Annotated in this window: 11 protein-coding genes and 1 pseudogene; 2 read left to right on the top strand and 10 right to left on the bottom strand. The window is 57.2% G+C overall.

Going from position 1 to position 20483, the window contains the following annotated elements; all coding sequences use genetic code 11:
* Positions 1–26: 26 nt before the first annotated feature.
* Both DAI21_RS23460 and DAI21_RS04085 read left to right on the top strand, forming a co-directional pair.
* Positions 27–12451, top strand: a pseudogene (locus DAI21_RS23460) (hemagglutinin repeat-containing protein); the annotation flags it as partial.
* 1 nt (position 12452) lies between these two features.
* A complete protein-coding gene (locus tag DAI21_RS04085; RefSeq protein ID WP_107702558.1) occupies positions 12453–12884 on the top strand; it encodes a hypothetical protein in 432 nt (143 codons plus the stop codon).
* Positions 12885–13030: 146 nt separating this feature from the next.
* Here the strand turns inward: DAI21_RS04085 and DAI21_RS04080 are convergent, their stop codons facing one another.
* The 10 genes from DAI21_RS04080 to uraH form a co-directional block, all read right to left on the bottom strand.
* Positions 13031–13990 carry a DUF523 and DUF1722 domain-containing protein gene (locus tag DAI21_RS04080; protein ID WP_107702557.1) on the bottom strand — a complete coding sequence of 320 codons (960 nt, stop codon included), beginning with the start codon at positions 13988–13990 and terminating at the stop codon, positions 13031–13033.
* Between the two features lie 12 nt (positions 13991–14002).
* Positions 14003–14533: a DUF3833 domain-containing protein gene (locus tag DAI21_RS04075; protein ID WP_107702556.1), complete on the bottom strand. Its 531-nt coding sequence runs from the start codon at positions 14531–14533 to the stop codon at positions 14003–14005.
* Positions 14530–15057, bottom strand: a complete 528-nt coding sequence (locus tag DAI21_RS04070) for a hypothetical protein (RefSeq protein WP_107702555.1) — start codon at positions 15055–15057, stop codon at positions 14530–14532. Before DAI21_RS04070 ends, DAI21_RS04075 begins: the two co-directional genes overlap by 4 nt.
* The gene (locus DAI21_RS04065) at positions 15054–15539 is read right to left on the bottom strand and encodes a DUF2878 domain-containing protein (protein ID WP_107702554.1); all 486 of its coding nucleotides are present in this window, start codon (positions 15537–15539) and stop codon (positions 15054–15056) included. Before DAI21_RS04065 ends, DAI21_RS04070 begins: the two co-directional genes overlap by 4 nt.
* Positions 15536–16756: a cyclopropane-fatty-acyl-phospholipid synthase family protein gene (locus tag DAI21_RS04060; RefSeq protein WP_107702553.1), complete on the bottom strand. Its 1221-nt coding sequence runs from the start codon at positions 16754–16756 to the stop codon at positions 15536–15538. Before DAI21_RS04060 ends, DAI21_RS04065 begins: the two co-directional genes overlap by 4 nt.
* Positions 16753–17475, bottom strand: coding sequence for a DUF1365 domain-containing protein (locus DAI21_RS04055; protein ID WP_107702552.1), 723 nt, complete (start codon positions 17473–17475; stop codon positions 16753–16755). The genes DAI21_RS04060 and DAI21_RS04055 overlap by 4 nt, the downstream gene beginning before the upstream one ends.
* Entirely contained in the window at positions 17472–18737 is a 1266-nt protein-coding gene (locus tag DAI21_RS04050) for an NAD(P)/FAD-dependent oxidoreductase (protein ID WP_107702551.1), read from the bottom strand. Before DAI21_RS04050 ends, DAI21_RS04055 begins: the two co-directional genes overlap by 4 nt.
* Entirely contained in the window at positions 18734–19453 is a 720-nt protein-coding gene (locus DAI21_RS04045; RefSeq protein WP_107702550.1) for an SDR family NAD(P)-dependent oxidoreductase, read from the bottom strand. The genes DAI21_RS04050 and DAI21_RS04045 overlap by 4 nt, the downstream gene beginning before the upstream one ends.
* Positions 19450–19884, bottom strand: a complete 435-nt coding sequence (locus tag DAI21_RS04040; RefSeq protein ID WP_100778225.1) for a nuclear transport factor 2 family protein — start codon at positions 19882–19884, stop codon at positions 19450–19452. The genes DAI21_RS04045 and DAI21_RS04040 overlap by 4 nt, the downstream gene beginning before the upstream one ends.
* A gap of 183 nt (positions 19885–20067) precedes the next feature.
* A complete protein-coding gene (gene uraH, locus DAI21_RS04035) occupies positions 20068–20478 on the bottom strand; it encodes a hydroxyisourate hydrolase (protein WP_107702549.1) in 411 nt (136 codons plus the stop codon).
* Between the last annotated feature and the right edge of the window lie 5 nt (positions 20479–20483).

Below are 20483 nucleotides of genomic sequence, written 5' to 3'. Positions count from 1 at the left end.
TGACTATGGAAACCCGCACCCCACCTGTTCGTTTCTCGCAGCGTCTGTTGAGCTGGATCATCTGTGGCTTAATGGTCTGGCAGCCCGTGGCACCAGCGATGGCAGCGGCGATGACGCCGACAGGACCGACCGCGATGGACAAGGCCGGGAACGGGGTGCCCGTCGTCAATATCGCTACCCCCAACGGGGCGGGGATTTCGCATAACCAGTTCAATGACTACAACGTCGGCAAAGAAGGGGTCATTCTCAACAACGCTACCGATCGGTTAACCCAGACGCAGCTTGGCGGCCTGATCCAGAACAACCCAAATTTGCAGGCAGGGCGTGAAGCAAAAGGAATCATCAACGAAGTAACGGGGGGCAGCCGTTCGCAACTGCAGGGGTATACCGAAGTGGCGGGCAAAGCGGCGAACGTGATGGTCGCTAACCCGTACGGGATTACCTGTAACGGCTGCGGATTTATCAACACCCCAGGAGTCACACTGACGACCGGGAAACCGCAGTTTGATGCTAACGGTAATCTGCTGGCGTTGGAGGTCACGCGAGGCGCGATCACGGTTGAAGGGCAAGGGCTGGATGCCAGCAAGAATGATTCGCTCTCCATTATCGCCCGCGCGACCGAGGTAAATGCGGCCATTCATGCTCGCGATTTGTCGATGACCATTGGCGCGAATCGGGTGGGAGCAGATGGCAGCGTCAAAGCGATTGCCGGAGAAGGAGCCTCACCCACGGTAGCAGTCGATACCAGCGCGCTAGGCGGGATGTATGCCAACCGTATTCGTCTGGTATCCAGCGAAGAGGGTGTCGGGGTTAACCTCGGTAATCTCAACGCTCGACAAGGGGATATTCAGCTTGATGCCAATGGCAAGCTGACGGTAACGAATAGCCTCTCAAGCGGCGCGCTGAACGCGAAAGGGGCTGGTGTGACGATGAACGGCAGTCACCAGACCAGCGGCGCACTGAATATTGTCAGCTCGCAAGATATGACCCTCAACAATAGCACGCTTGCCAGTGGCGGCGAGATGCGATTGGACAGTGCAGGCAAACTGCAGATGACGGGCGGCGGGACCAACAGCAAAGGCGCCCTGACGGTGAAAAGCGGTCAGGATATGGCGCTCAACGGAACATCGCTGATAAGCCAGGGGAATGCCACCCTGAACAGCCAGGGAAAATTGAACGCATCCGGCGGGGGTATTTCAGCGCAGGGCGGGGCGTTAGCGGTCACCAGCCAGCAGGATATGACGCTGACCAACACCACGCTGGTCGGTCAGGGGAAAACAACGCTCACGGGCAATGGCGATATTCAGCTTAGCGGCGGTAGCCTGACCAGTCATGGAGACCTGAACGTTACCGGTGGTCAGAACACAACGCTGAAGAATACAAAAGTGGGCAGTGATGCTCGCGCCTCGCTTTCCAGCAGCGGCCAACTGGCCTCATCCGCAACGGCCCTGTCGGCAGGCACTAACCTCGAACTGAACGGGCAAAAACTGACGCTGGATAATCAGAGCCGGGCCGATGCGGCTGGCGCTATCCGCCTGACCGGTGGACAACTGACAAATCAGGGGCAGATAAATGCTGCGGGAGATTTAACGGTCACCGGCGATGCGTTAACTAACGGCGGCCTGATGGCGGCAAAAGGCCATGTGGAGACGCAAACCAGTATTCTGGATAACAGCGGAACGCTTCAGGGTAACGGCGTGACGCTGCAGGGCCAAACCCTCGGCAACAGCGGTACGCTGCAAAGCAGCGGGCAATTGACGTTAAACACCGAAACGCTGAACCAGCAGGGTACGTTTAGCGCCAAAGGCGACGCCACAATTGTCGCCAGCGATAAATTGCATAACAGCGGCAGTCTGCTTGCAGAGGGATCGCTTGCTGTGAACGCGGGCGCACTGGAGCAGAACGCGACGCTTTCCGGTACAAAAGGCGTGAACATTAACGCCGATACCTTCACCAGCGGTCAGAATTCCCGCACCACGAGCCAGGGAGATATCCGGCTCACAGCGGCGCAGCGTGCCGAGCTTCAGGGGCAGACTGATGCAGCGGGCACGCTAACCGTTGGCGCAAAAAATCTCACTACCCTCAGTGGCGCGCATTTACAAAGCGATCGGGATTTGGTGCTGCAGGCGGACACTGCGCAACTGGACGGAATTCAGGCGGCGAAAGGTGCGCTGAACGTCACAGGTAAGACTCTCGCGCATAGCGGAAAATCCACCGGCGCAACGCTCGCATTCACCGCGACTGACGAGATAGCTAACCGGGGTGAACTGACGGCGGAGGCCATCAGACTCAACGCGCAACGCATCACCCAAAGCGGGACGGCGAAAGCCAATCGCATCATCTTCACCGCGCCGCAGTTCATTACCAACAGCGGATCGCTGGTGGCAGATGCACTTACCCTTGGGGGTCAGCACATCACCAACAGTGGTTTGTTGCAGAGCAATTCACTTTTCAGTGTCAACGCTGAAACGCTGGACAACCTTAGCGGCGGTTCGCTCTACAGCGTCCGCGATCTGACGCTCAACCTGCCAGAACTGAACAACAGCGGTCTGATCACCACCGACGGTACCTTGTCGCTGAAAGGCACGACGCTCGTCAACAGCGGCGAAATGAATGGCGTCAATGTGTACAGCGATGACAGCCGTCTCACTAACACCGCTACGGGTCTTTTGCTGGCCGATGAGCAGCTTACGCTCAACGATAACATGCTGTTGAATGACGGGCAGGTGGCGGCAAATCGTTTGCAAATAACTGCCGACAGCCTGCAAAACCAGGGCGTAGTGCAGGGAGACGCGTCACTGAAGCTGAACGTCGCCGAGCTGATTAACCGCGGTACGTTGCACAGCGAAGGCACGCTGGATCTGCAAGGTGCGTCGCTGGATAACCATGGTGAACTCAGCGCCACCGCGCTGCTTTTCAGCCTAACGCACCAACTCAGTAACGCTGCAACCGGACGTCTAATCGCCCAGGATGGCTTAACGTCAACCACGCCAGCGTTTATCAATAACGGGCTGGTGGCGGGAAAGGCGATTCAGCTTAACGGCGCGGCGGTGACGAACAGCGGCACGCTGCAGGGTACTCGTGCGCTATCGGTGACGGGTTCGCAGCTCAGCAACCTTCAGGGCGGGATGCTGCTCTCCGGCGGAGATCTGCATCTGCAAAACGATAAACTCACCAACGGCGGATTGCTGCAGGGGAAAACCCTCAATCTGGCGACTGGCGAGTGGATCAACACCGGTAACGCGCTGGGTGAAGTGGGTGTGACGGCGACGATCGCGAGATCGTTCAGCAACCAGGGAAAAGTGCTGAGCCAGCAAAATCTCGATCTGAACGCCGCCAACACCACAAATCAGGGGCAGTTGCTGGCAAAAGTGCTGACGCTGCGCGGCGATCTGCTCAATAGCGGGCTGTTGCAGGGCAGCAGCGCGCTGGCGTGGACGGGCGATAGTTTTACTAATCAGGCGCAGGGCCAGGCGACGGGCGGCGAGACGCTGGCGCTTTCGGGAACCCGCCTGAACAATCAGGGCCAAATTCAGGCGCGCGACGCGACGCTTACCGCCACTATGCTGACCAATAGCGGCTCAGCGCAGGCGCTGGATCGTCTGAAAATGAACGTCGACGGGCGACTTGATAATCAGGGCGCGATGCTCAGTCAAAATCTGTTTGAACTGACGGCGGCACAACTGTTTAACGACGGGCAACTGGCCGCGAAATCGCTGACGCTCACTTCTCCGCAACTCACCAATACCGGCACCATGCAGGGCAATGACAGCCTGACGCTGACGACCCGCGACCTGACCAATAGCCAGAACGGGCAACTGGTCAGCGGCGGTTCGCTGGATCTGAATATCGACAAACTCGACAACGCCGGTCTGATGCAGGTGAATCAACGCTTCACGGTGAAAGGAAGCGAGCTGCTTAACAGCGGCGATATACAGGCGGATGCGCTGGATTTTGTTCTCAGCAAAACACTGAATAATCAGGGCGGTATTGTTGCCAAAAATGGCACTGCGCTGAACGCGACAACGCTGACCAACAGCGGGACGCTGGCGGGTAAAACGGCGACGCTGGGTGGCACGGATATTCGCAATGGTGGGCTGATTCAGGGTAATGATAAAGCTGACGCCATGGCCAGTCGCATCACCAACGAAGCAGCGGGCAAATGGATTTCCGGCGGGGCGCTAACGCTCAATGGCGGCCAGTTGACGAACGCGGGCGCCGTGCAAGGCGCGACGATTAGCCTTACGGCGGCGTCACTGGAGAACGGCGGCACCCTGAACGGACTCAACGGATTCAGTGGAACGTTCACCGGGAAACTAAATAACAACGGACAAATACAGAGTGGTGGCGCGCTGAATTTCAGCGCCGACAGCATTCTTAACCCTGGCCGTATGATGGGTAAGACCCTGACGCTGAATGCCCGCGATATCAATAACAGCGGGCTCTGGCAAGGCACTGATGGCTTGGTGCTGACGGGGGAAACGCTCGCCACTACGGCAGCCTCGCGCACGCTCACTGGCGGCGCGTTAACGCTGGATGCCGGACAACTCACCACACAGGGCACGCTTCAGGGCCAAAACGTTGATATCACCACTGACGGCTGGACGCACGGCGGCTTGCTCCTGAGCCTAGGCGAAATGACTGCCAATATTGGTGGCACGCTCACCTCAACCGGCTCGCTGATGAGCAAAAGTTCGGCCGAGGTGACAGCGCAAACGCTGGATAACCGTGGGCAGTTGCTGAGCGAAGGTGATGTCACACTGGGCGGCGGCACGCTGAAAAACAGCGGCACGGTCCAGGGGAAAAATCTCGCGCTGCATCAGGCGAGCATAAACAATCAGGGTAACCTGACTGGGCTGGAAAGCCTGACGATTGAAGCCCGACAGCAGCTGATGGCGCGTATCGCCATGGCCGCGCCGCAACGGGAGCTGATCAACGGCACAACGGGCGCGCTGCTCACGCAGGGTACGCTAACTCTCACCTCCGATACGGTGACGAACGCTGGAAGCTGGCAGGCACAAAACATTCTGCTCAACGCCCAGTCGTTGACGAACGGTGGCGCGGTGCAGAGTGCCGATGCGCTGCAGATGACGCTGGCGAATAATCTGACCAGCAGCGCTGGGAGCAAAATTACCGCGCTGGGTATTGCCACGCTTCAGGCGCAGTCCCTCAATAATCAGGGTCAGTGGGCGGCTAAAAATCTGACGCTGAAAGGCGCGACGCTTAGTAACAGCGGCGCAATCAGCGGCGTAAACGGGCTCACGCTGGCACAAACCGGTACGGTGACTCAGCAGCAGAGCGGGACAATGCTCTCTGGAGGAACGCTGAATGTTAACGCCGCGTCTGTTAGCAACAGCGGAAGAATTCAGGGTGCGACGCTCGGTATGACCACCGGCGCATTGACCAATAACGGGCGTTTGCAGGGCGATAATGGCGCGACCCTAAACCTGAGCGGAACGCTGACCAACAACGCAGGCGGGGAAATCGTCAGCCGTCAGGGGTTGACGGTGACGACGCCATCGCTGTTTAACTACGGCCTGATGCAGGGCGGCGGCGAGACGCGCGTGACGGCAAACACCCGGTCCCGCAACGACGGCAAGCTCCTTTCCGGCGGACGTCTGACGCTGACCACGGCGCAGTACACCGGCGCGGGCTGGCTCCAGGCGACGAACCTGATCCTTAACGCTGCGACGGCGACCAACAGTGGCACCTGGGTTGCCGATCAGGCGACGCTGACGGGGAATACGTTTACTAATCAGAGCACCACCCAGGCGGGCACGCTGGCGGTGAATTACAACCAACTGATCAACAGCGGTACGTTGCTTGGCAATACACAGTTGACGATTGATGCCGATCAGGTGAATCAGAGCGCGGTGGGCAAGCTATTCAGCGGCGGCGATCTGTGGCTCGAAAGTCTGGGGCTGGATGCTATCGGACAGGTCGTGTCGCTAGGTAATCTGACCTTAAAACTCACCAACGCGTTTACCAGTAAAACGGCGCTTGCCGCGGGTAAAACGCTGGCGATTAGCAGCAACGGTGCGATCGATAACCGCAGCATAATGCAGGGTCAGGCGGTCAATCTGGCCGCAGGCGGTCAGCTCACCAACAACGGCCAGATCACCACGGGGACCGGGGCGAGCACGCTCTCTGGCAGCACCGTGGCGCTGAATGGTGCGGGTACGATCCAGGGCGGAGGAGATATCACTGTCGCCAGCCGCGGCAACATCACCGTCGACGGTTTTACCGGCACGCGCGGTTCGCTGACGCTCAGTGCGCCGGGTTCGATCATCAATACCGCACTGTTGTATGCGGCGAATAATCTGGCGCTGTACGCCAACAGCATCACTAATCAGCGCGGTGATATCCTCGCCGGGAATAGCCTGTGGATGCAGAAAGACGCAGCGGGGAATGCAAACAGTGAAGTGGTGAATACGTCGGGAAATATTGAGACGATACGTGGTGATATTTTTGTCCGTACAGCACACCTCCTGAATGAGCGTGAAGGATTAAATGTCAGTAGCTATGAGAAGGAATATCCAGACAGCATTCCAGTTGCAAATAAATATCTGAACGGAACTTATAGCGGTAAGAAACAACCTGATTTCGAAATTTCGCTTGAGGAATGGAAACATGCCGCGGATAACGTTGTAGTTGAAGAGTATGAAAGATGTTTGGGCAGTGGTGCCAACGGTAGCGGGCAATGCAGTACTCAATATAGATATCGGTTATCGGGTGAGGATTCGCGGCAATTCCTTTTAAAAGAATCGGTGGTCAGTGTCTCAGCTAGTGGAGGCGCGGCCCGCATTGCGTCAGGGCGAGATGTTGATATCTTTGCAGACAATTTAGAGAATCGCGCGAGTAATATTCTTGCAGAACGCAATGCAACTTTTTCGGGCTCAACATTAAATAATTTGTCCGCGGAAGGAGGTCGTCAGACCGAATATATTGAAGCAGAATACCGATGTGAATGGTTCTATTCTGACTGTGGCAGTACTGACTGGAATCCTCTGACTAAACTCAATGATACGACCTGGTACTGGCGAGATAAGGATCAACTGAAATATCGTAGTTGGGTTCCTTATATTCTGGGTGAACGCAAAACCGAATTCATAGCAGATGGGGAGGCATACCGCTCCGTCATCCAGGCCGGTGGCAACGTCACTGCAAACTTCAGCAATAACATCAGTAACACCACTACCACCTCAAACGCGGGGGGGTGAGCAACACCATTTCTGCGCCATCGCTGAACAGTCTCAGCAACCAGACCATCAGCAGCGGAGCGCAAAAACAGAGCCTGACAAATGCGAGAACGGTGGCGGTGAACTCCCCGCAGTGGGCCGATCAGCTGCAAGACGCTTTGCAACAAATCAACGGCGGTGGAACGCTGGATTCCAGCGGTGCAGCGAATGCCTCGCTCAGTAACATTGCCATCACGCAAAAAGGCAACGCCAGCCTCGGCAAGCTGAACGATTTGGCCGCGGCGGGCGTCACCACGGCAGATCTGAATAACGCGAAAGCCGGTGCTGCCGGGCAGTATCAGGGGAAAACCGTTGATACCAGCGCGTATCCCGTACCGTCGGGCAATAACGGCTATTTTGTCATCTCTGACAACCCCAAAAGCCCGTATCTGATTAACGTCAACCCGAAACTCAACGACCTCGGGAAGCTCGATCCCGCGCTGTTTGCCGACCTGAATAATCTGATGGGGGTCAAGCCTGCGTCGAATGCCCCACAGGAGACGCGTGCGGCGTTTACCGATGAAAAACAGGTGCTTGGATCGTCGTATATGCTGGGGCGTCTGAACCTGAACCCGGATTACGATTATCGCTTCCTGGGCGATGCGGCCTTCGACACCCGCTATGTCAGCAACGTGATCCTTAACCAGACCGGTAATCGCTATCTGAACGGGGTTGGCTCCGATCTTGACCAGATGCGCTATCTGATGGACAGCGCCGCCGCGGCGCAACAGTCGCTGGGCCTGCAGTTTGGCGTCTCCCTGACCGCCGATCAGATTGCTTCGCTTGACCACAGCATTTTGTGGTGGGAGAAAGCCACCATCAACGGTGAAACGGTGATGGTGCCAAAAGTGTATCTGTCGCCGAAGGATGTCACCGTCAACAACGGCAGCGTGATTGCAGGCAATAACGTCACCCTGCAAAGCGGCAATATCACCAACAGCGGCGGCACGCTGCTGGCGAACAATAATCTGACGCTCGACAGTCAGAACAGCATCAGCAACCTCAACGACGGGCTGATGAAAGCGGGCGGCAATCTCAATCTCAGCGCCATCGGTGATATCAATAACATCAGTTCCACGATCGGTGGCAAAACGGTTCAGCTGGAGAGCCTGGACGGTAGCATCAACAACCTGACCCTGGCCGATCAGATTGATATCAATGCGAAAGGCAAATACAGCAATGTGAGCCTTAAGGATACCGTGCTGGGCAGTACCGCCTCCATCACCGCGCAGGATTCGCTGTCGCTGGAGGCGGGCAAAAACATCACCATCACCGGCGCGAATCTGGCGTCCGGCGGCGATATGCTGCTGAATGCGTGGGGCGATATTGCGGTTAACGCGAATCAGGTTAACGATGCCTACAGCTCCAGCCAGGCAAAAACCAGCCGTTCGTCCGTGACTTACCAGGGCAGTACGGTCAGTGCGGGCGGCAATCTTAGCGTCAATGCCGGAAACAATATCGATCTCAGCGCCAGCGATGTAAAAGCGGGCGCTAGCGCCGGGCTGAGCGCGGGTCACGATCTCAATCTGAACGCGGAACAGACCAGCGAAAGCCAACGTAACGGTAAACGCGAATCGCACAGTACCGATCTCGATCGCGCGACGATTTCCGCAGGCGAAAATCTGGTGCTAAAAGCCGGACAGGACATCAATTCGCAGGCGGCGGCGCTGGCGGCCGAGAAGAACGTCGGCCTGCAGGCCGGACGCGACGTGAATCTTGAGGCGCAGGCCACCGGCGAAGGCGACAGCTACAAAGCGAGCAAGAAAACCGTCATCAACGAGTCGGTACGCCAGCAGGGAACCGAAATCGCCAGCGGCGGCGATACGCTGATTATCGCCGGACGCGACGTCACAACCGAAGCGGCGCAGGTGACGGCTCAGGGCGATATTGGCGTGTCGGCGGGACGCGACGTCAACCTCAATACCGCGACCGAAAGCGACTACTACTTCAAAGAGCAAACCAAAACCAAGAGCGGATTCCTCAGCAAAAAAATCACCCATACCATCGAGGAGAGCAGCGCAACGCGTGAAGCCGGAACGCTGTTAAGCGGTGATAACGTGCAGGTCACGGCGGGGAATAATCTGCTGGTAAAAGGTTCCTCCGTTGTGGGAGATGATGCGGTTGGGCTGAAGGCGGGGAACAACGTTGATATCGTTGCCGCCACCAACAGCAACACGGACTGGCGCTTTAAAGAAGAGAAAAAAAGCGGCCTGATGGGCTCGGGCGGGATTGGCTTCACCATCGGCAGCAGCAAAACCACGCACGATCTGCGCGAGAGCGGTACCACTCAAAGCCAGAGCTTCAGCACCGTGGGGTCGACGGGCGGGAATGTGGATATCACCGCCGGAAATCAGCTTCACGTTGGCGGCGCGGATCTGGTGGCAGGCAAAGATATGTCCCTCACCGGCGACAGCGTAATTATCGAACCGGGCCACGATAAACGGACCCGCGATGAGACGTTCGAGCAGAAGAAAAGTGGGCTGACGGTTGCGCTTTCCGGTACGGTCGGTAGTGCGATCAACAACGCGGTGAGTGCGGCGCAGGATGCACATGAAGAGAGTGATGGCCGCCTGGCAGCGTTGCAGGCGACCAAAACTGCCCTCTCCGGTGTGCAGGTCGGGCAGGCGGTTGATATGGCCGCTACTACGGGCGATCCGAACGCGATGGGTGTAGCCCTCTCACTCACCACGCAAAAATCGAAATCAGAGCAGCACGCGCAGAGCGATGCGGTGACCGGCAGCACGCTGAACGCGGGCAATAACCTCTCCATCACCGCAAACGGGAAAGAAAAAGGGCCAAACAGCGGCGACATCGTGATTGCAGGCAGTCAGTTGAAAGCGGGCGGCGACACCACGCTGGATGCACAGAACGACATTCTGCTGAGCGGCGCGGCGAACACTCAACAGTCTAGCGGCAAGAACAGCAGCAGCGGCGGCGGTATTGGCGTGAGTATCGGTGCAGGCGGCAATGGCGCGGGCATCAGCGTGTTTGCCAACGTCAACGCGGCGCATGGGAAAGATAAGGGCAACGGCACCGACTGGACCGAGACCACGATAGACAGTGGCAAAACCGTCACTATCAAAAGCGGGAATGACACGGTGCTCGACGGGGCGCAGGTCAACGGCAATAAAATTGTTGCCGACGTCGGTCACGACCTGCTGATGAGCAGTCAGCAGGACACTAACAAGTACGACAGTAAACAGACCAGCATAGCGGCAGGGGGGAGCTTCACCTTTGGCTCGATGAGTGGCTCAGGCTATATCAGCGCTAGCCAGGACAAAATGAAGAGCCGCTTCGATTCGGTGGCCGAGCAGACCGGGCTGTTTGCCGGTGACGGCGGTTTTGATGTTACCGTCGGCAATCACACCCAGCTCGACGGCGCGGTTATCGCGTCCACAGCCACGGCGGATAAAAACAGCCTCGATACCGGCACGCTTGGGTTTAGCGATCTGCAAAACGAAGCGGATTATAAAGTCAGCCAAGCGGGCATTAGCCTGAGCGGCGGCGGTAGCTTTGGCGGCGATCAGTTCAAAGGCAATATGCCGGGCGGGATGATATCGGCGGTAAGCCATAGCGGGCACGCGGAAGGGACCACGCAGGCGGCGGTGGCGAACGGGTCGATCACCGTGCGCGATCAGGCAAACCAGAAGCAGGACGTGGCAGATCTGAGCCGTGATACCGAACATGCCAACGACAGCATCAGCCCAATCTTCGATAAGGAGAAAGAGCAAAACCGGCTGAAGGCGGTGAGCTTAATCAGCGATATCGGGAGCCAGGCGGCGGATATCGCGCGGACGCAGGGTGATATCTACGGGCTGAAGAAAGCCCAGAGCGAACTGAAAACGACACTGCCAGCTAATGCGACAGAGGAACAACGGCTGGATTATCTTGCGAATCTGCGTAATTCGCAGGCGTACAAAGAGGAAATGCAGCAGTACGGTACAGGGAGCGATATCCAGCGTGGTATCCAGGCGGCAACGGCAGCGCTTCAGGGACTGGCGGGTGGAAATATTGCGGGTGCCCTTGCGGGGGCGAGTGCTCCACAGCTGGCGCATATGCTGAAACCGACCGAAGGTAGTCCCGTTGTCAATACAATTGCACATGCCATTCTCGGCGGAGCAGTGGCGGCATTGCAGGGTAACAATGCGGCGGCAGGAGCCATGGGCGCTGCGGCGGGAGAAGTTATCGCCCGTCAGCTATACCCGGATGTAGCGAAAGATAAATTAACGGAAGAGGAGAAGCAGACGATCAGCGCGCTGGCCTCAATTTCCGCGGGAATTGCAGGAGGGTTAACGGGCGACAGCGCATTGTCCGCAGCAACGGGCGCACAGGCCGGCAAGAATGCGGTTGAGAATAACTATCTGAGTGTCGGTAGTCCTCAGAAGTACGTTGAACAGCTCAAGGCGTGCCGTGGAAATGCGAACTGTGAGCAGACTATCCGCAAGGATATTGCCAAAGAATCATCAGATAACGTTCAGAAGCTGAAAGCCTGCTGGGATGCTGGTGATACTCAATGTGTTGCACAAATGCGCAATCAGATTGAGCTGAGCCAGCAGGCTTATACTGATCTGCGCAAGCAGGATGAGTTGGTTGGACGCACTTATGAGGCTTCTGCAAACTGGTATGCAGATATTATTGATCAGTGTTCTGGAAAATGCGGCTGGCTCGAAGCGGCGCTGGCAAAAACGACGGCTGAAGGACTCACTAACGCTGTTTATGGCACACTGGGTGCGGGGAGCCTGCCAAAGCCAGGACAGACGGTTAAGCCTGTCGATCCAGCAAACAATCCCGTCATTCAGCTTGAACGTCCGACGACGTCAGGGCTTAAGTTGACCTCCGATCCGGATAGAACAACCACTGTACTGGGAACCTATCGGGACGACACAGGGGCTATTATCAAAGAGCTTGGATTGCCCAAATCGACAGATCTTGGCGGTAGAAAAGGCGGGTTTAATTTATTAAATACACCTGATGAATTGTATCAAAACCCAACTCAGTTTTGGAAAGAGTACAATAAGCCATGGCTTGATAACGCTATAGCAAGGAATGATCCGATAGTGCTTGCGACAAAGCCAAGTAATGATAATTTATATCGACTGGATAGTGCCACGGGCAAAAGTGAGTTGACGGGCTTTGGACGAGAGTTTAATTATCTGTTAGACCATGGTTACTCATTCGATAGCAAAACAATGCAGATGATAAAGGGTAAATAGCATGAACCAATATTTATCACCATTTTGCGAAATTTTTGGCGATATTATTAAGCGCTATGGATTTAATGTGACTGCGTGTGATAATGATACTATCATTATGGCCGGGAGAGGCTATCAACTGGTCTTTGTTATATGGCGAGAAGCGGTTGAAATAAGCTACTGTGTGATAAAAAATGATACTGAGGTTGTCACTTATAACGTCAGGGATTTCATTATTACTTATATGACAGATGCTGACCGGACAATATCAGAAATCACGTTTACTGCGGATCAAAATGAAGTGTACAAAAGAAATATCTACAGTCTTAATCACTTCGCAAATGCATTGAAAAACCATTTTCCCGATATGCTCGAAGGGCGTATGGATTGGCTTGAATTATTTGAAAAGTCAGAATGGTATCGTGAACCAAGAGTCGAAAACAGAAAAGCCTGAGGTGTTGGGATGATTTTAATACTCACTCTGGTGTGCGGGAGCGGTGTATTCATTTTTTGAGCCAAAAAAAAGACGACAGTGAGGTTTGTCGTCTAAAACGGGGTGCGTGTAAGGACCCTTTGGGCTAAAGGTCTCTCGTTGTTAAATCAAGCGATCGCCAGCCGCAGGCCTAAGTCTTGCGGGTACGGGTCGAAGTAGTTTTGCGTCATGAGATAGCGGTCCGGGTGCTCAGCCAGATAATGTTTCAACAGCGTGAGCGGGGCGAGGATCGGTAGCTGTCCGGCGCGGTAGTTGAGGATAACTTCACGCAACTCCACACGCTGGCGGGTGTTGAGCTGTTTACGGAAATAGCCCTGAATGTGCATCAGCACGTTGGTGTGGTTTTTGCGCGACGCGGGCTGTTTCAAAATCGCCATCAGTTTCTCACGATAGACCGCAAAAAAGGCATCCAAATCGTCCCATTCGTGGAGCGACGCCACAAAAGGCCCGATCTCGCGATAACCGGCCTGATTATGCGCCAGCAGTTGCAGCTTGTAGCGGCTGTGAAAGGCCAGCAGCGCACCGCGCGTCAGGCCGCTGGCGCGAAGCATGTTTAGCTCGTGCAGGGCAAATACCCGCGCGATAAAGTTCTCCCGCAGTACCGGATCGTGCAACCGCCCGTCTTCCTCCACCGGCAGCCACGGGTATTTTTCCTGCATCGCGGCGGTGAAGAGACCGTTCCCCTCTTTCTGGCCAGGATTACCCGCTTCGTCGTAGATGCGCACGCGCTCCATGCCGCAGCTTGGCGATTTGGCGCAGACGATGAAGCCGGCGTAATCGGCAATACCCGGCAAATAGTGCCCGGCAAACTCGGCCATTTTATGGGTGATATCTTCATTGGGGGCCTGGGTAAAACGCATGTGCATCTCACCGTCGGGCGTTTTGACCAGTCGCAGCGCCGGGCGAGGCACGGGCAAGCCCACCGCCATTTCCGGGCATACGGGTTTAAACGTCACCCATTGCGCCAGTGCATCCATCAAAAAGCTCATGCGTTTATGTCCGCCGTCGAACCGTACGGCTGAGCCGGTCAGACATCCGCTGATACCGAGAATGGGTTTATTGTTCATGGTGTTGTCCCCTTACTGCTCGTTGCGGGTGAAGAAAATCGTCACCGTTCCGACGTTAAAGCCAAACTTCGTCATCGCGGTTTTATTGAAGAGGTGTTTGCCGTCCTGCAAATACATCCAGTCGTCGAAGTGCAGTAGCCAGGTTTTGCCGTCGGCTTTGACGTTCATGCTATAGCGCCAGTTGAAGGCGTTTCCCGCCGCCTGGCCGGTCGCCACGCCCTCGATATCCCCCGCACGACCTTCAAAGCGATCGGCGCTGACGCGCCGGATATGCCATACGCGCTGCTGTTTTTCGCCATCGTCATACACAAACTGCTCGCTGAGCGTCAGCGTATCGCCGCTGACCTCGCCCTTGAGATCGACGTGGAAGCGGCGAATTTGCTTCCCGCTGCGATCCTGCACCATCCCATAGGCTTCGGTCTGGCCCTGAAAATAGTGGAAGATATCGAGCCGCGGCTGCTGATCGCGGTAATCGTTAATGTCGGCGCTACAGCCCGCCAGCAGCGTCATCAGCACCAGGCCGAGAGTCAGAAAACGTTTCATGGTTTACCTCCGAGCAACTGCAGTCGTAGTTCGGGATATTGCGTACGAGGACCGAGCCAGATCGCCAGAAAGCGCTCGCTGAAGGTCGCCGATTGCGGTGGGCCGAGCGGTGTGAATGCCGTACGGGCGGTCGGGGCGCGATACCAGAATTGCCCCTGCCCGTTATTCACGACAAACGCCAGCTGGCTTCCCTGATTCACATCAGGCCAAATTGCCTGCAGCCTGCGCAGCCATTCCGCGCTGTTGGGTTCACTGTCCAGAATGCCCTGCGCCTGCCACTGCTCGCGGGTGGCGTCGACCAGTTCGTCACGGCTGATACTGCGCTGATAGGTAATCAGCAATGCCTGATCCTGTTGCAGGCCGGTGTAACGCCCATCCGGGGTGCTCAGTTGGGAGCGATAAACGTCAAACGGGCCCCAGGTGAGGGTCGCCTCGCCCACTTTGCGCCAGGTGAGCCAGTCGGCGGCGTGCGCCGCAGGCAGCGCGGCAGCCAGGCAGAGCAGAAGCAGCAAAGCGGATCTCATCGTTGCCTCCCCACCAGCAGATGGAAAAAGAGAATCAGTACCAGCCAGCCCATCGCCATCCAGCTCAGGACGATGAATGCCGGTGCCTGAAAGGTGATCGCGCCCAGCCGCTCGCCGAGAAAATAGGCCACCGGACCGCCAGCGGTACCCATCAGAACCAGCAGCCAGCGCGGCAGCGCGGTGGTGGTCGTGAGCTGGGTCCAGACGCAGGCGAACATCAGCCAAAGTGCCATCATCCAGAGAGGCAAAATCCCTTCGCCGTTGAAGCGCAGCAGACCGGTCAGCGACCAGAGGGTGTCCAGGGAACTCCCGGCGACCGCCAGCATCAGGGCGAAGAGTCGCTGGATCGGTTTCAGCATCAGGCAGGCCAGCAGCGCCAGCGCGAGCCACACCATCACTCCCCGCTCACGAAACATCACCACCAGCGTCCAGTAGAGATCGAACGCGATGGCGAGGACGAAGACCTGCACATGGCGGTTCATACGCGCTCTGCCGTCAGTTGCACCACGCTGATGGTGCGGGCGTTGAACCCGGCTTCGCAGTAGCCCAGGTAGTAGAGCCACATGCGGCGAAAACGCTCGTCAAAGCCGAGTTTTTCGATCTCCTGCCAGGCGTGGAGGAAGCGCGTGCGCCAGTGTGTCAGGGTGCGGGCGTAGTCCGGTCCCATGTCGAAAAGGTTGCGTACCACGAAGTCCGTGTGGCGCGTCATCAGTTCGTTCATCGCCGTAATGCTCGGCAAAAAGCCGCCGGGGAAGATGTAGCGCTGAATGAAATCGACGCTTTTGCTGTAGTCGCGGTAGCGCTGGTCCTGAATAGTGATCGCCTGAAGCGCCATTTTGCCGCCGGGGCGCAGGCGGGCCTGGCAGGTGCGGAAAAACTCCGGCAGAAAGGTTTTGCCGACCGCTTCGATCATCTCAACGGACACCAGCTTGTCGTACTCCCCGGTTAAGTCGCGGTAATCGCACAGCAAAACCTGGACTTTATCCTGCAACCCGGCGCGGTTAATCCGTGCCTGCGCCCAGCAAAACTGCTCGTAAGAGAGCGTGGTGGTGGTGACCCGACAGCCGTAGTGGCGCGCGGCGAATTCGGCCATTGCTCCCCAGCCGGTGCCAATCTCCAGCAGATGATCGTCCGGCGTCAGCGCCAGCTGATCGCACAGGCGGGCCATTTTTGCCTTTTGCGCGGCCGTGAGATCCTGATCTGGCGAGGTAAACAGGGCGCTGGAATAGAGCAGCTCTTCGTCGAGAAACTGGGCATAAAAGGTGTTCCCCAGATCGTAATGGGCGGCAATATTTTCCCGCGCCTGCTGGCGATGGTTGCGGCGCATCCAGTGGCGTAGCCGTTCGACGGGCTTGCCCAGCAGTCGGAAACCGCTCTCCAGCCGCCCGAGCGTTTTACCGTTAAGGGCGAGGATGTGCAGCAGCGTGGTGAGCTGATGCGTCTCCCACTCGCCGTCCATCCAGGCTTCGGCGGCGGCCAGACTTCCGCCCGTCAGCAGTCGCCGATAAACGGAGCAGGAGAGAACCTCCACGTCGGCATGCAGGGCCGCACTGGCGTCGCCAAAATGGAACGTCTGGTTGCCTTCGCGTACGGTCAGCGAACCCTGTTGTAAGTCCCCCAGCAGGCGGAACAGCAGCCAGCGCGCCATGCGCGCGTTGCGCGGATAGTCTGGCTCAAGCGCATAAACGGGATCGGTCATGAGCGTTCACTCCTGCTGGTGGGATGGGGATGGATGGGTACGCGTTTGAGCCACAGCCGCAGCGCCTGCCAGTAAATGGCGAGGACGGTTTTGAGCGTCATGAGCGGAATGCGCCACAGCAGCGAACTCAGCGCCGCGCGTGTCAGAGGCTGACGATTGAGCATCAGCGTGGCATCAAACACTTTGGCTTCCTGATGGTTCTCAATGTGCATGAATAAGGTTTTTGCCGGGCGATTGAAGCGCCAGTGGTACACCATATCCATCGGATTAAACGGCGAAACGTGGAAGGCTTTCGCCATCGGGCGCGCCTCCTGCCCGTTCACCGCGTAGTAATGCCGCTCGTTCCAAGGCGTGTTGCGCACTTCGGCGAGCACCCAGCGCAGGACATCCTGCTGGTCAAAGCAGTAATAAAAATTGACCGGATTAAAATGAATACCGAAATAGCGCAGCTGGGTGAGCAGCATCACCCGGCCATCGGTGCGCTCACCGGTCAGCGTCTCCAGCCTGGTGAGCACCTGCTCCTTAAGCGGCTCGCCCAGCGGATAATCGCGATCGTAAAACGACGCGGCGGCAAAGCGGTTACGGCGAATGCCCAGCGACGGCAGGCGCGCCAGCTCGTCGAGATCGAGCCATGCCAAAAAAATGCTGTAGCGGAAATGGTGCGCTCGCGGCAGCAGACGGCGGTGACGAAGCACGCCCTGATAGAGGCAACTGTTCATGTTCCCGCTCCTCCCACTCCTGCGATCCCCGTCACCACGTCGAGCGCGCTGCGCACGCCATCCTCGTGAAATCCGTTGTACCAGTAGGCACCGCAGAACCAGCTTCGCTGCTGGCCGTTGATCTCGGCGCGGCGCGTCTGGGCACGCCAGCTTTTTGGGTTGAACTGCGGATGTTCATACACAAAGCGTTGCCAGACGTAACGCTCGTCAATGGGAGCATCCGGATTCAGGGTCACGCAGAACAGCGGCGCGCCCTCTGGCAGCCCCTGTAAAATGTTCATGTTGTAGGTCACGCAGGCGCTGTTTTGTTCCCGATCGTTCAGACGATAGTTCCAGCTTGCCCAGGCTCGTTCACGCACCGGCAGCCAGCGTTTGTCGCTGTGCAGCACTACCTCATTACGCTGCCAGCCGATGTCACCGAGGATCTGTTTTTCCGCAAGCGAGGGGTTAGCCAGCAGTGCAAGCGCCTGGCGAGAGTGGCAGGCGAAAATGACCTGATCGAAGGTGTGAGTCCCGTCGGCAAGTTCAATGTCAACCTGGTGGGGGTGGCGGATCACCTTCTGCACCGGTGCATCCGTGCGCAGCGTCAGGCGAGTGCCGAGCTGCGTAACGAGTGCGCGGACATATTCGCGCGATCCGCCGGGCACCACATACCACTGGGGACGATGGGTGATGTCCAGCAGCCCGTGATTCTCAAAAAAGCGTAAAAACAGGGCGAGCGGAAAACGGCGCATCTCCTGCAACGAGGAGGACCAGATCGCCGCGCCCATCGGCAGAATGTAGTGCCTGGCGAAGTAAGGGCTGAAGTGGTGCTGTTCCAGGAACGTTTGCAGCGTGTCGTTATTGCTGGTGCCCTTTATCAGCGTCTGTTTCGCCAGTTTGTTAAACCGCACGATGGATTTCAGCAGCCGCCAGAAGGTCGGGTTCAGCAGATTGCGCCGCTGGGCAAACAGGCTGGAGAGCGTGTGGCCGTTGTATTCCAGCCCGCTGGCCGGGTTATGCACAGAAAAGCTCATCTGCGTTTTTTGCCCGCTAATACCCAGCTCGCCCAGCAGGCCCATAAACCGGGGATAGGTGCGGTCGTTGTAAACGATGAAACCGGTGTCGATGGAAAAATCTCCCGACGCCGTGGTGACATCGACCGTGGCGGTATGGCCGCCGACGGTGGGGGCCGCTTCGAACAGCGTCACCTGATGGTGCCCGGCCAGCCGCCAGGCGCAGGTCAGCCCGGCGATCCCGCTGCCGATGATGGCGATGTTCATGAGCGCACCATCCTGCGCAGCAGCGCGTTCTGCACAAACGGCGGCAGGGACGCCAGCAGCCGCAGGATCACACCAAACCCGGCAGGAAACGCGATGTGCGTTTTGCCTTTCGCCACGCCACGGCGGATGGCGGCAACGGCCAGCTCCACGCTGACTTTGCCGGGCATCGGGAAATCATTTTTACGGGTGAGCGGGGTGTCGACAAAGCCTGGGGAGACGACCGTAACGGCCACGCCTTTAGGCTCCCAGTCCAGACGCAGGCTATTGGCAAACCACGTCAGCGCTGCTTTGGATGCGCCGTACGCCTCGGCGCGCGGGAAGTGCAGCCAGTGCGCCATGGAGCTGACCAGTACCACGCGGCTACCAGGCGCGAGTTGATCCTGAAGCGCGGCCAGGCAGTTCACCGGGCCGAGAAAATTGGTGCGCATGACTCGCGAGACGCGATCGATGTCGATCGACCCGTGATCGAGATATTCACAAGTTCCGGCGCACAAAACGGCGAGATCCACGGGGCAATCGGCCAACACGTCGCGGCAGGCCTGCGCGTCGGTCATATCAAACTGACGCAGGGAGATCAGCGGGCTGTACTGGCGCAGGGCCTCAAGGCGGGCAGCATCCCTGCCGCAGGCGATGACGCGGCAGCCGTCATCCGCCCAGGACTTCGCCAGCCCCTCGCCAATCCCTGAGCTTGCGCCGGTGATGAGGACAGTCATCATGGGCGCACCCTCCTTTTCACACCACGAACCGCCCAGCCCAGCACCGGCAGGTGTTCATAAATCATCTCCCCGGCATCGTAATAATCCCGCTGGCGTTTCACTGTGCCGTCCTGCACGTCCACCACGGAACAGCCTGGCAGAGCCAGCGTATTACCCTCCGTTAAACGGGGATGCGACCAGTGCATGGTCCAGGTGAGCGCGAAACGGTCACCGTCGGTAAATGGCTTATCGATGGAGAAATGACACTGGTCCACATTGGCCAGCAGATGGGTGAAGTAACGCTGGATCGCGAACAGCCCCTGATGCTCACCGAAAGGATCAATCAGCACGGCTTCAGGATGATAGAGCGCAGGCAGCGCCGATGGCGGCTGGTTGTCCAGCTCGGCGTAGTAACTCACGAACCGATCGATGACGGTATGCACGGCGCTCATTGACTCACCTTTGCGGTTGACGATCCTGAAAAAACCCAATAATTAAAACTTACACAAACAATGATATTTGTCCAAGTTTGATTTGGATTATTTTTAATTAGTGATTTATTTCAATTGGATAGAAAAGGTGATTTTTGCGGGGATTAATGCGCTCCCGATAGCGGGGCAGGAGCGCAGGACGAATTAGCTGCCCTTGTAGGTGGAGTAGCCGTACTGGCTTAGCAGCAGTGGAATATGCAGTTTTTCGTTGGTGGTGGTGACAGTAAAGAGCACCGGGATCTCAGGGAAAAACGAGGGTAATTTTTGGCTCTGGAAGTATTCACCGGTTTTAAAGGTCACTTTATACACGCCGGGCTGCATATCCTGATCCTGCGGATACAGGGATTTAATACGCCCATCGTGATCGGTTTTGCCGCTCGCCAGCGTGGTCCATTTTCCCTGCTGCTGTTTTTCCAGCGTGACCGTGACATCCGGCGGCGGTGTGCCCGTTTGCTGGTTAAGGATATGGACGCTCAACGTACCCACCGGGGCGCTAAACACGACCGGGGCAAAGGCGAGGGAGGATAAAAGCAGCAGGCCGGAGACTTTATTCATGTTGT

It is taken from the genome of Lelliottia sp. WB101 (genome assembly GCF_003051885.1).
In the GTDB taxonomy this organism is placed as follows: Bacteria; Pseudomonadota; Gammaproteobacteria; order Enterobacterales; family Enterobacteriaceae; genus Enterobacter; species Enterobacter nimipressuralis.
The sequence above is the reverse complement of the archived record's forward strand: the minus strand, read 5'-3'. Positions and strand labels throughout refer to the sequence as shown.

Coding starts and splice junctions, on each gene's coding strand:
- DAI21_RS04070 (WP_107702555.1), bottom strand. CDS start 15,057: ATGAGATCCGCTTTGCTGCTTCTGCTCTGCCTGGCTGCCGCGCTGCCT.
- DAI21_RS04045 (WP_107702550.1), bottom strand. CDS start 19,453: ATGATGACTGTCCTCATCACCGGCGCAAGCTCAGGGATTGGCGAGGGG.
- DAI21_RS04080 (WP_107702557.1), bottom strand. CDS start 13,990: ATGAACAATAAACCCATTCTCGGTATCAGCGGATGTCTGACCGGCTCA.
- DAI21_RS04040 (WP_100778225.1), bottom strand. CDS start 19,884: ATGAGCGCCGTGCATACCGTCATCGATCGGTTCGTGAGTTACTACGCC.
- DAI21_RS04085 (WP_107702558.1), top strand. CDS start 12,453: ATGAACCAATATTTATCACCATTTTGCGAAATTTTTGGCGATATTATT.
- DAI21_RS04055 (WP_107702552.1), bottom strand. CDS start 17,475: ATGAACAGTTGCCTCTATCAGGGCGTGCTTCGTCACCGCCGTCTGCTG.
- uraH (WP_107702549.1), bottom strand. CDS start 20,478: ATGAATAAAGTCTCCGGCCTGCTGCTTTTATCCTCCCTCGCCTTTGCC.
- DAI21_RS04065 (WP_107702554.1), bottom strand. CDS start 15,539: ATGAACCGCCATGTGCAGGTCTTCGTCCTCGCCATCGCGTTCGATCTC.
- DAI21_RS04060 (WP_107702553.1), bottom strand. CDS start 16,756: ATGACCGATCCCGTTTATGCGCTTGAGCCAGACTATCCGCGCAACGCG.
- DAI21_RS04075 (WP_107702556.1), bottom strand. CDS start 14,533: ATGAAACGTTTTCTGACTCTCGGCCTGGTGCTGATGACGCTGCTGGCG.
- DAI21_RS04050 (WP_107702551.1), bottom strand. CDS start 18,737: ATGAACATCGCCATCATCGGCAGCGGGATCGCCGGGCTGACCTGCGCC.